Origin of the sequence: Nostoc flagelliforme FACHB-838 (genome assembly GCF_014698065.1) — a bacterium.
GTDB classification, from domain to species: domain Bacteria; phylum Cyanobacteriota; class Cyanobacteriia; order Cyanobacteriales; family Nostocaceae; genus Nostoc; species Nostoc flagelliforme_B.
Genome location: NZ_JACJSI010000002.1, coordinates 133,912 through 146,393 on the forward strand (window position 1 = coordinate 133,912; position 12,482 = coordinate 146,393).

The window sequence follows — 12,482 nt, forward strand, 5'->3', positions numbered from 1 at the left end:
AGGTGGAAAAATGAACATACAGATGAATTAAACCTGATTAAAGCAGGTCTTTACCATCAAGCCTGAAAATTTGAGAAGCACAGAATACAACATTAATTTTGACATCAGAATACTGCCAACATTAATGTTGTATTCATTGTTCTTATAGGTTATATTTTTGCTACTTTCACTACTAAGGTAGTAAAAAAATGAGTAAGTTTGCTCATGCTGTAATTATACGCCTTTTAAAAGGTTTTTACTGTGTTCTGCATAACAAATATCGAAGCGTTTTCCATTACCTGTGCGTAAGTCCTATTTTAATTAAAAAAAAAGTGGCATTCATTTGTAGAAACTGAATACCACTCTGTATTTCTGAAAAATTCTTGATGACGGAGATATTTTAACGAGGTAGAGGTATCCCCAAAACGGCCACTGCTCCAGCGATCGCACTGGCTGCAAGAGAAGTAATCGCTGTCCCAAATAACCACCAAGCAGCATTGGCTACGGTTTTTTTGGTTTCTTGAGCTTGTTTTTTAGTTTGCTCTTGGATTGCTTTCAGGCGTTTTTGTGTTTCTTTCTGGATGCGTTCGGCTCGGTACAATACGCCATCCCGCGCCGCTTCTATTTGGTCAATAATGCGGTTAGCATCCGCCTCAGAAATATCCTGACGAGAACTTATGACTGCAATTAAGGTGTCACGATCAAATTGACTGAGGCGATCGCGCAAGGCTTCAAATCCGGCTTGCGGATCGTCAAACACTTTCGCAAAGTCTTGCTTAATCCCTTCATAGTTGAGTTCGGAACGATCCAGAGAGTTGAGATAGTTGCGAATTTTGGCAAAGACTCCATCCAGCACTGATTGCACTCTCTGCTGGATCTGCTGGAATTGTTCAACAATGGAACCACGAACAGAATCAATTTGATCCACAATCCGATTCGCTTCTTCTTCCGAAATATCCTCGCGTTGGGATAACAGCGATACAATTGTCGAACGGTCAAATTTCGAGGCGCGATCGCTTAAACTCCCAATTCCAGCGCGGGGAGAAGACAGCAGCAATTGTAAATCGCGTTTGATTCCTTCGGGATTAAGTTCTTCTTTGTTAGTGTTACGCAGATATTCTTCGAGATTGGCTTCAAAATCTAAAGCTTGTTGAGCAGTACGTTTGGCTAAACGTCGTGGCGCTCTCACAATATCATTAATCGCATCTTGTACCTGATCAATAATCTGATTAACCTGCTCTTGGCTCAAGTCTCCGCGTTGACTGACGAGTTTAACTAAGGTTTCTCGATCAACATTGGATAAGCGATCGCGCAGTGCTAAGGCTCCAGCTTTGGGATCATCGAGTAATTTTTCTAAATCGGCTCTGATCCCTTCTGGATCGAGTTCTTCCAAATTAGTGTTGCGGAGATATTCGGTGATCGCTTTTGTCGTTTTTTCGTACTGTTCTCTCGCCTGTTGCGGTACTTGCAAAATACTATCTCGGACTGCTTCAAGCTGATCGAGAGTTTGGTTGATCTGTTCTTCGCTCAAATCTTGACGCTGATTGAGCAATTGTACCAATGTATCGCGGTCAAATTGCGATAGGCGCGATCGCAAAAGACTAATTCCAGCTTGCGGATCGTCTAGTAAAACTCTAAACTCACGTTTGATAGCTTCGGGATTGAGTTCGTCTTTGTTAGTATTCCGTAGATATTCTTCAACCCTTTGGCGCAGTTCATCAGCTCTGGCTTTTGCTTGTTCTTGCAATTCTCTAGCACGATTTAACAGATTATCGCGGTTACGTTCGAGTTGACTAACAATATTATTAGCTTCCTCTTCACTAATATCTTGACGCTGACTAAGCAATTGTACAAAAGTATCGCGGTCAAATTGCCCAAAGCGACTAGTCAAATCTTCAAACCCAGCTTGCGGATCTTCCACTAAGTTGGCAAAATCCCGTTCAATACCTTCAGGATTGAGTTCTTCTTTCCCCGTCGAACGAAGATAATCTTCGATCCGGCTGCGGAAATCCTGCCCTTTTTCTCGCGTTTGAGCCTGTTTTACAGTTTCTAAAACTTCCAGGCGATCGCTTTCCATTTGGCCGGCAATTTCTTTCACCCTGGCTTCGCTGATATCACCGCGCTGCTTCAACAAGTTGGTGAAATATTCTTGATTGATTTCTTCCAACTCCCGTCTTACGGTTGCCGGATCGGCATTCACATCATAGATGACTTCTTTAAATTCATCTACTAGGGTAATTCGGTTAAAGTGCCAAGGGAACGAATTCAATATGTAGTCTTCTACATCTGCCTTAATCGTGTTTCCAAGTGATATTGGTAATTTTGCAGAGACTTGTTCAGCTGCTTGCTCTCTATACTTATTGAATTGTTCTGTGATTTGATCAACATCGACATCTTGAACTTTTTCTTTCAGCTTTTGCAACTGAGATGTAATTTTGTTCACATCGATATTAGAAAGATTGACCCGATCCAGAACTGCTGGTGCAGCGGCACTCAAACCATATCGAATAGCTTGGTTAATTATACCATTGCCATTACCGCCTCCCACTGTAACCAGTTGTTGAAGCCGTTCACCCAATTGCTCAGAATTCAATTCTTCAGGTGTAGCAGACTTCAGTAAATTGATTACTTGCTCAGTGGGATTTTTGCGATTCAAAGCTTGTTGCCAAGCAGCTTCAAATTGGTCAGCAATGCTATTAATATCTTCTTCAGATAAATCTGCACGACTGCTGATTAAGTCAACAAATGTTTGGCGATTAATGTTTTGCAATAAATCGCTATTAGCAACAGACTGCAAATCTGTATCTTTAAGAAGTTGGTCAAATTGATTTCGAATTTCTTTGATATCCAGTTTTGGTAATTGCAGAGAACCTAAAGAACTTTGGAGCGTATTTCTAATACCTTCAGAATCAAAACCTGAAGTTAATTCCCGCCGGACTGCGGCTGTAATATCTTCGGCGGTGGAAACTAACTGTTTTTTTGCAGCATTAGCACCGATGCCAGCAGTTGCTGTGCCCATCAGAGCTTGAAAACCAGAAGTCACAGTATTAGAGATAGAACCAATTAAAGAACCTACCGCCGATGAACCTAACCAAATTACTAGTGCAAAATAGGTAGACCAGATGACTACACCTATAATTGATCCTAAAAATGCACTTTCTATTAAGCTAAGTTTTACCGCTAAAAAACAAGCAATAAATAATGCAATGCTAGCGGTTATTAACGCCCAAGCACCAACTTTAGCTTGAACATTACGAATTGTTTTACCCAAACCTTCTGACTCATCATCAGAATCTGAATCAATTTCCCAAGATGAAATTCCTACAGCGACTGAAAAGTTTGTGAGTAACAATTGAAAAGCAAATGCCATTGAAACCCCAGCCAGCAAAGCTACCAAGAATTTAGGCCCAGAAAAAAGAACTGATGCTTCTTCAGGAGTTAGTACTTCTTGAGCTATTATCGGCGCTAATCCAAAAGGCAGGCAATTCCATCCCAAAATAGTTAAAACACCTTGAAACATAGGATTTTCTCACTTGCACTGATGAAACAAATACCCATTTAAAAAATGGCTTAATTATTAGTTTAATCAGCCGTTATATCAGATGACACTTTCTTAGGTAGTAGGTTCATTTGCCAAAAGTAATATTTTGACAAAACCTGGTTATTTTTTTCAGAAAAAATATTGTTTTCTTCCAATTTGGATGAGTTCGTATAGAAGAAAATAGGCTTAAATATCTTGTCTTTAAGGTGTATTTCTTACAACTATTTTATAGAAATGAATATTTGTATTTATTACCCATATTCACATAAAAAAATATTTTTATTAAACGAAAAATTATATAAAGGCATTACGTAAAAAAAACGAGCAAGAGTAAATGATATAAATAAAAAATCTTTCTTATACTAAACTATCAAAAATATTGACAAACAAACTAATTAGGATTTAAAATTTTGTAAAGCAAACTAGCATTTTAGAATATTCATTAAGATAAAATCACCTATTCCTCATGATAGAGACAAAAATTCTTCCAAGCGATTGATGGAAACTAAAAATAAATGTGTATTAATAAAGTTATTACAAGCTATAAAGTTGCGAATAGTTGATTTTGGCTGAGGAGAGAAAGTAATGGTTGTAGGTATACAGAAACGTGGTGTAGGTGTATTTTCTAATCGTCGAAATGTTGAAAATGCACTACACGAATTGAAAAGTGTCGGATTTGACATGAACAGAGTTTCTGTCATTACCCAGGATGGAGACAGAGATGATATAGCTGGGGCTGATGTGCGCGATCGCGTTGGCGATAAATCTGACGAAGGCGCTAAAGTTGGAGCAGCTACAGGCGGTGCTTTAGGCGGATTAACTGGCTTGTTAGTTGGTCTTGGCACTTTGGCAATTCCTGGAATCGGGCCAATTATGCTCGCTGGAGCCGCAGCAACTACCATAGCTACAACTCTTGCTGGTGCTGGTATTGGTGCAGTAGCTGGTAGTTTGCTTGGTGCATTAGTTGGGTTAGGAATTCCCGAAGAACGAGCCAGAGTTTACGACGAACGCGTCAGACGAGGACATTATTTAGTTATCCTTGATGGCACAGATGCAGAAATTCTCAGAGCAGAAACAATTTTAAATCGTCAGGGTGTAGAAGAGTTTGGAATTTACGATAACCCAAATCCTACACATACAGCCACAGATACAACCACTGGTTATGTAGCTCCGGCTAGTAATGCGGCTTATAGTGGTGTTGCTAAACGCGCGATTGGGGTATTTTCTCATCGCCGAGATGCAGAAGTAGCAATTACAGATTTACGAGATGCGGGTTTTTCCTTAAGTAAAGTCTCCATCATTGCCAAAGATGCAAAGGGTCATGGGATCGCTGGTGTAGATGTAGACAAAAACGTTGGTAGTGGAAATAAAGCAGACGATGGTGCAAAAGCTGGAGCAGCTACAGGCGGAGTCGTCGGCGGTTTGACTGGTTTGTTAGTTGGTCTGGGGACTTTAGCAATTCCTGGAGTTGGGCCGGTGCTTGCAGGTGGCGCAGTAGCAACAGCTTTAGCGACAACCTTAGCTGGTGGTGCGATCGGTGCAGCGGCTGGGGGTATTGTTGGCGCACTTGTTGGTTTAGGAATTCCTGAAGAGAGAGCTAGAGTATATGGCGATCGCTTTGAAAGAGGCGACTACTTAGTAATTATTGATGGTACAGAAGCTGAAATCCATCAAGCTGAAGCGATTCTTAAACGTCGCGGTATTGAAGAATTTGCTATCTATAATTCCACTGAGATTAATGAACATCGCCCTGGCTTAGACCGAGCAACGCATAACGATACAGCAGTTGTAAATAGCGATCGCACCAATTATTCAACTGGCCTTCATGGAGACGATCCTGCTGTAGTCATTGTTGATCGTCGTGATGAAACACTTTAACCCAAGGTAGTTGTCACTGACATCAATTCTGCGAAATTATAGGAGCAAGTAGATAAAAACTTTGCTCCTCGCTTCAGAAACTTGCTCCTCACTTATGCCGTGAATATCAACAAACTCCACAAGTTTCCCTTTCCGATTCAGAATTAAACATATGCAAAAGCTAACTCCTTTCTTAATTAGTTGTCTCTTTGTTTTTGGTGTCGCCGCTTGTCAAGATACTGCCAAAACAACTGTAAGTGCGCCTGCTCCTGAAGAAGCTCCACAAGTTCCATCGACACAAACAACACAAGCTGCTAAAGAAGACGCGCAAAGTGAAGTTCGCAGAAGGCAACTTAATGCTGATATTCGCGCCCGCGAAGAGCGAAATAATCTCACTGGCGGCGATACAAACAGAGCCGCCAGTGACTTAGCAAGTCAAGTTCGCTCTAAGTTAGAGGCTAATATACCGAATGGTCAATTAACAGTTGATGCAGCAGATGATGGGACTGTAACTGTAGCAGGAACCGTAAACAATCAAGACCAGTTGGCTAAGATTGAACCTTTATCTAAGGAAATTAAAGGTGTCACAAATGTAGTTGTTAAAGCCGTTGTTGCTCCTCCACAAAGCTGAGGTAGCTAACAAAAAATTTAAATGAGTAGGTAGGCATAAATAAGTTGCGATGTCCCTACTCGCACTTAGTGGTCAGCTATACTCAATAGTGACCATTAATAATTTATAACTGAACGACTGACGACCTGAATAATTATATTTATTGACGATCAGTCAGTTATACAAACTCTTACATTGGTCAAAAATAAAAACTATGGAAACCGAACAACAGCAACGTGAATCCATCAATGCTTCCTTATCACAAGATATGCTAGCAATTGAAGGTGCTGATACTCAAAACTTGCCAAAGTTACCACCAGCATCTGAACCTGAATCTCAATGGCAGCAAATTAGCAGGCAAGTTTCTCAATTTTTGGAGCAACTGCCTAGATACTTAGGTAGCTTTTTTCAGGACTACAAGCAACCTCTAATAACTGTTGCTTTAATTCTGACGGCGATTATTACAGCCAAAGTAGTACTAGCATTACTTGATGCAATCAATGATATTCCCCTACTTTCGCCACTCTTTGAGCTAGTCGGAATTAGTTACGCCAGTTGGTTTATTTTCCGTTATTTGCTGAAAGCTTCTACTCGGCAAGAATTAGCTGATGAAATTGAATTTCTGAAAAACCAGTTTTTAGGCGAATAAATTACTAACTTATCTGAGACAGGATTCAGGAGTCATAATTCAGCATAAATTCTGTATGAATAGACTCTTTTTAAACCCCAACTAAACCTCTGCTTTAGTTGTTTTTAAGAGTATTACAAAAATACTGGAACTGCTAAAGCTACGCCCGTAAGGGCACGGCTTGCAATATAATCTTGTACCACATCTGAATGGGAACCGCTATAATAGCAAAATTCAGTCGAAAAGGACTAATAATACTATCATTAGTTCTTTTAAAATAAATTAAAAAGAAACCGCCCAGAAGTTTATTTTCGGGCGGTTTTTTAATTTTTACAAGAGGTCTAATGCCCCTTGATATCAGCGTCAATTTCAGCCTAAATCTTTGTTCTACATAATGCAATACGGTTAAGTTAGACCTAAAAACTTTAGGCTGCGTAGGTTAGGTTAAAGAAGGAAACCAACATTTTCGGGCATTTGTTGGGTTTTACTTCCCTACGGACGTTACGCGAACGTTTAACCCAAGTGTATTGCTACATAATGAACCTAAATTACAACCATTTAACATAAATTAATATGATTTTCTAGGATACATCAAAAGATAGATAACATAACATTATATTTTAATTTAAATCACTTCTAAAGATAGTAGATTCAAGATGAAAAAAAGCGTAGTCTAGTTTTTGAAGTTATTTAATACATTCTTTAACGAGGACATAAATTATGGCTAATGAAGCAGTTAATCAAGGTATAGATTCATCTGATCGGGCTGAAGTAGATACTTATGATCGTGGTATTATCCCAGCAGAAACAGCCGCTCGGATGGAAAGAGAAGGAACTACCTACAAAACACTCCCCACAGAAGAAAGGGAGGCAGATGCACCTACAGATGACCAAACTGATCCAGATAGTATACGCACTACTGACGGCTATACCGTAGACAAAGAAGGTTTGTTGAACAACTATGCAGTTGAACCAGAAATGTACTACGAAGAACCGGGTGATGCACGTAAAAAAGCAGCAGAAGATAAAGCAAATCGTGTTGAAGAACTTGGAGAAATTAATCAAGACGAAGAAGGCAAGTTGACAGAAAAGGGTGACAGCCGGGGCAGAGGGCCAGGAATAATTTAATTCACAATTATGCTTTTTCTGGATAAAATTAGACGTAATAAAACGGAATAGGTGGTTGTAGAGACGCAATGATTGCGTCTCTATTTATATGGGCAAATAAAGTGCAAGCTGACATAGAATTGTATGAGAATTTTTTAGCTTGGGCTGTGTTTTAACTTAGTGCCATTCAAGACAAGGGGATAAGGAGAATAATCCATGCCCAATGCCCATTCGTTAAATGATCAGCGGCTCAAGTTCCCGATTATGCCATTGCCGTTGATGCCATTCGGCAACCAAAGGACGGACAATAAACTTAGGCTGTCCATCGCCTTTAACGTCAATGCGTAAACCCGAATAAGGTCGTCGCTTCTGAAAACCTTGACCATTGCGACCAATGAAGAGATGCGATCGCGCCACTAATCTATCCTCTTCCATCAAATCTGCTCCCTCAATCCGCTGGCGGCGCAAACTAAAGCCGCTACCACCACAAACAAGCCAGTGGATATGAGAATCAGCGTGTCCTGTATCCATTGTCTCCAGGTGTTCTAAGCAGTGCGCGTGACCGTTTAATACCAAATCCACTAAAGAACGCCCCTGAGTTAAGGAACCTAGCTCTTTCGCTACCGCATCCAGCACACCACGCAGGCGATCGCGAATAATCAGAGTTTGTGCTTGTTGCCACTTTGTCGCCTCAGTTACATAAGGTGGATGATGGAAATAAATTATCCTTCCCCGAACTTCAGAATTATTCCAAGATTCAATTAATCTTTGTTTGAGCCACTTTAGTTGTTCAATGTCAGTCAGTGTTGTTTTATCAGCAGCTAGTTGTTTATCGATATCAACAATAATTTCTTCAATTTGTGACAGCTTGGCGTGGAAGTCGTCTAATTGGTCGGCTTCGCTGGGGTTTTCGGGTCGAAGTTTGGCTGAGGTTTCAATAATTTGCTGCTTTTCCTGTTCGTAATCTTCACGACGTTTTTCTAGAATTCTGCGATCGGCATCACCTTCTTTTGTTTTAGGCAACGGTGGTGGATCGTTAAATGTATTAGAATCTAAGGCAAAGAAATCAATACCGCCATAGCGAAAAGTATAATAGCGATTGGGAAGACGGGTAAAATGCCCAGGTTGATACGAAAGACAACGACCTGTATCTGTCTTAGCTGTGTAGTGTTTATCTAAGTGGCTGGCTAACTCTCCCGGAAGCTGAAACGCCTTTAGATAGTCCATAAATGCCCGTGCGTAGGCTTCACCGGTTCCTGAGCCATGCAAACCCACATCTAAGTCTAACCGCGATCGCAACAGGCGACGAATGGGTAATGTTGTTAGAGATGCCAAGCTCAATAAAATTGGCAAGTTATAGTAATCGTGATTTCCCGGTACAGGTAAAATGGGCAGCTTAAAAACCATCTGGTCATAAGCAATCTGCTTGGCATCCTCTCCACCCAAGATAAACTCTTGATAGGGCTGGATAAAGTTTTGCTGGTAGTATTCCCTCGAACCCACTAAATAGATCACATCTCCGGTGTGCAGCATAAAACTGCATTCATTGTGATAAGGAAGCATGAGTTCAGCTACCTGTCGCTGAGGATTGTGACCCCGGTGCTTGCCGGAACCACTATCACCGACAACTAAAAATGAGAACTCAGAATTGTCTGTTTGACCATCCTCTAACACCAGCCGGGTTTGATCGATGTTCCGTTCCACAATTAACGGATCTTGCCACCGTACCCGCTGATTCATTTTACGAATTTTGTTAGCGATCGCTGGATCAGATACGAGTTTCAATATAACTTACTCCTGAATCTTTAATTGAAGGTGAGCAGAAGAAAGAGGTTACAACAAGTGTTTACCCCATGCTCAATGCCCTCATTCTGTCGCTGTGTCTTTCATCTCAATAGTTAGATTAGGAAGTCCCTCTAGTTTTTCTGTAGGTTCAACTTCTTCTACTAATGGCACAAAAATTCGTAAGCCTGCTGGCACACACTTAATTTCTACTGGTGTTGTGCCCACTATTTCACCATCTAGAACAACCTTTTGTGGTGGCTCAGTTGTAATTTTAAATTGTTTGGCTCGCAGAAAGCCAATATCATTCCGTTCTGCGGCGTTACCTGTAGAAGCTGTTTGAAATAGATGAAATGTAGCTGCGATCGCTCCTGCCCTGTTAGCTGGAGCTACAATTGTTAAATCTAGTAACCCATCATCATAAATCAGGCCTGCTGGCCCCTGAGCCAAAACTGAAGTTGCAGGCGCGGCATTTGCTACCGTTACCGCACAGGCGCTAGTTTTAATTATCCTGTCTTCAGTTTCAATTTCAACATCAAAATTTTTTAAGCTTCTTAGTTGCTGAATTCCCGCGAAAACGTAGGCCATCATTCCAAAACGATTCTTGGCTTCCCGGTCTGCCAATTCTACAGTTTCAGCTTCAAAGCCAATACCTGCCAAAAGAACCATAGGGTGATCGTTGCAATAAGCTACGTCTACATCGCGGGTTGATCCCTGCAAAATTGTCTCACACGCACCTGCGATCGTGTCAGGAATTCCTAAAGCTGTGGCAAAAGCATTTGCTGTGCCTCGAGAAATAATGCCAAAGGAAATATTACTACCTATTACAGCTGTCGCCGCCGCTGAGAGTGTACCATCTCCCCCAGAAGCAATGATTGCATCTACCCCTCGCTCTACTGCTTGATATGCTAGTTGATCGGCATCGATTTCTTCAGTTGTGACATAAATATCTAGGTCAATACCTGGCTCTAATATTGCCCTAATTTGTGCCAGTTCTATATCGGGGTCGCCCTGACCCGCAACAGGATTGAAGATGAGACAGGCGGAACGATTCATAAGGCATTACAACTAAGCTTGGATTATTAATGAAGATACCAAATTATTCTTAGCATTCCTGTAAATTTTCGGCTTCCCTTTTGGGGCTGAGTTTTTTGGATATATTGACCAATTTTAGTAGGATCTGCGATCGCATCTTTATTTCATCTGGATAAGTCAATAAGTTCTTTAACTATCCGCTTAAGTGTCTTATCTGCCCTTGCTTTTTAGCTGAAATACTAAGACTATGAATGCAATTTGTTTGATATTCAGTCTCAAGCGATCGCACATCAAATTAATAGACCTACCCTAAAAATAGAGAATAGAAATTTTATTGCTCCTTGTTAAATTTTTGGAAGCTAAAAAATTTAATTATTACGTTCCATTTTTGAAAAAAATATTAACTAGGACTTACGCATTGACAAGAAATACCAAATATACCTAAAGGTTAAAAATCATATCTTTTGTAAGGACACAGCATTGCTGTGCCCCTACAGCATGGTCTATTTACGATCAAAGGATAATTAAGAAAAGCCTGAAATAATTTATCTTTAGTTAATTCACATCACGATACATTTGTACAGTGCGTAAGTCCTATGAACATATTTTAGATTTTGGATTCGATCCAAAATCTAAAATATCTAAAATATATTATGCGGCTTGCGGCTCAACCAGATTTTTTATTCCCTGAACCACAGTTGCGGATTCAATTTTGTCACCCGCCTTCAGTTTATCCAAAACTTCTTTACCTTCGGTAAGATAGCCAAAAACGGCATAACGACCATCCAGTAGGTTGCGTCCCGCGGGGGTGAGTTCCGGTTCAAACAAAAAGAAGAAAAATTGTGATGAACCACTATTTACTTCACTTTCGCGACGAGCCATCACTACTGCACCAAAGGCAGAGAAAGGCAGAACTGGCATATCTACGTAACGACCAGCTTCTTCTAGAGTAATGCCATAAGTAGGTGCTTTATCGCCTTGAACTAAGATTTCTAAAGGAATAGCGCGATATTTGCCCGTTGTTGGGTCAATAAAACCTACGTCTTTCCCAGCAGGATCTCCAGTTTGGAGAAAGTAAGATTCTTCAGAACGGGTAAATTCTAAACCATTATAAAAACCCCTTTGTACCAAATCTACAAAATTACCAGCAGTTACAGGGGCACTGTAACCGTCTACAACAACGGTCAAATCACCTTTGTTGGTTTTGAATTCTACTGTGGCACGACCTTTAAGTTGTGGCAGATTACTGTACTCAGTAGGCACTTCAAAGGGGAATTGTGTCACCATTGACTCTTCTAGCTCAGTAATGAGATCCAGAAGTTTGCCTCTCTCTTGCAGAATTTGTTCTTTATCCTTGCTCTTCGCCAATTCTTGCAATTTATTCACCCCAGATTTTAACTCGCTAATCCAAGCTTCGGCTTGGGGTTGGCGTTCTGCGGGAACGCTTGTTAAGATTTGGGAAGGTTTATCGAGAATACGGGATGCTTGGCTAATGTCTTTGGAAATAGCACCCCAACGCCGATTTGCCCGCAGTTGGGCAGAGATGTCCTCTAAACTGCCTTGTAGTTGCCGCACAGGTTTGTTGTCTATCGGGAGTGCATACCGCAACAAAGCCTTGCCGTCGGTAATTGCATTGCCCGCTGGCAGTGCGGCGCTACTGGAGGGAGTCCACCCAGCTGTAGTTATGCCTAAAAATATTGTTACCAGCAGTATTGCCATTAGGCTGTTCTTCAGCCAGGATTTTAATAAGTTAAGCATGGGATAACTCAAATGCAGCAGTGAATTGTTGACTGGACGTAACCCATAAACAATCTTCCCACGTTAGGTGATGAGTGGAGCAGAGGTCTAGGGCAGAGTAAAATGACTAATGACAATAACAACTAACTAATGACAAATGCCCAATGACGACCCTAGAAGGGTACAATAAATGCCGATTGTCTTCC

The 12,482-nt window shown here is 40.9% G+C and carries 8 protein-coding genes; 4 read left to right on the plus strand and 4 right to left on the minus strand.

Annotation, left to right across the window (positions count from 1 at the left end; translation table 11 throughout):
* Positions 1 to 379: 379 nt before the first annotated feature.
* Entirely contained in the window at positions 380 to 3,499 is a 3,120-nt protein-coding gene (locus H6G97_RS01795; RefSeq protein ID WP_190939017.1) for a DUF4126 domain-containing protein, read from the minus strand.
* 606 nt (positions 3,500 to 4,105) lie between these two features.
* Here H6G97_RS01795 and H6G97_RS01800 point away from each other — a divergent pair.
* From H6G97_RS01800 to H6G97_RS01815, 4 genes are all read left to right on the plus strand, one after another.
* The gene (locus H6G97_RS01800; protein ID WP_190939018.1) at positions 4,106 to 5,398 is read left to right on the plus strand and encodes a histidine kinase; all 1,293 of its coding nucleotides are present in this window, start codon (positions 4,106 to 4,108) and stop codon (positions 5,396 to 5,398) included.
* 151 nt (positions 5,399 to 5,549) lie between these two features.
* On the plus strand, positions 5,550 to 6,008 hold the full coding sequence (locus tag H6G97_RS01805) for a BON domain-containing protein (RefSeq protein ID WP_190939019.1): 459 nt from the start codon (positions 5,550 to 5,552) through the stop codon (positions 6,006 to 6,008).
* 193 nt (positions 6,009 to 6,201) lie between these two features.
* The gene (locus H6G97_RS01810) at positions 6,202 to 6,636 is read left to right on the plus strand and encodes a CAAD domain-containing protein (RefSeq protein ID WP_190939020.1); all 435 of its coding nucleotides are present in this window, start codon (positions 6,202 to 6,204) and stop codon (positions 6,634 to 6,636) included.
* Between the two features lie 699 nt (positions 6,637 to 7,335).
* Entirely contained in the window at positions 7,336 to 7,743 is a 408-nt protein-coding gene (locus H6G97_RS01815) for a hypothetical protein (RefSeq protein WP_190939021.1), read from the plus strand.
* A 213-nt stretch (positions 7,744 to 7,956) separates the two neighbouring features.
* Here H6G97_RS01815 and H6G97_RS01820 read toward each other — a convergent pair whose 3' ends face one another.
* The 3 genes from H6G97_RS01820 to H6G97_RS01830 form a co-directional block, all read right to left on the minus strand.
* A complete protein-coding gene (locus tag H6G97_RS01820) occupies positions 7,957 to 9,507 on the minus strand; it encodes a metallophosphoesterase family protein (protein WP_190939022.1) in 1,551 nt (516 codons plus the stop codon).
* A gap of 81 nt (positions 9,508 to 9,588) precedes the next feature.
* Positions 9,589 to 10,560 (minus strand): YegS/Rv2252/BmrU family lipid kinase, encoded by a 972-nt coding sequence (locus H6G97_RS01825; protein WP_190939023.1) that lies wholly within the window; start codon positions 10,558 to 10,560, stop codon positions 9,589 to 9,591.
* 630 nt (positions 10,561 to 11,190) lie between these two features.
* Positions 11,191 to 12,297, minus strand: a complete 1,107-nt coding sequence (locus H6G97_RS01830) for a peptidylprolyl isomerase (RefSeq protein WP_190939024.1) — start codon at positions 12,295 to 12,297, stop codon at positions 11,191 to 11,193.
* Positions 12,298 to 12,482: the final 185 nt, after the last annotated feature.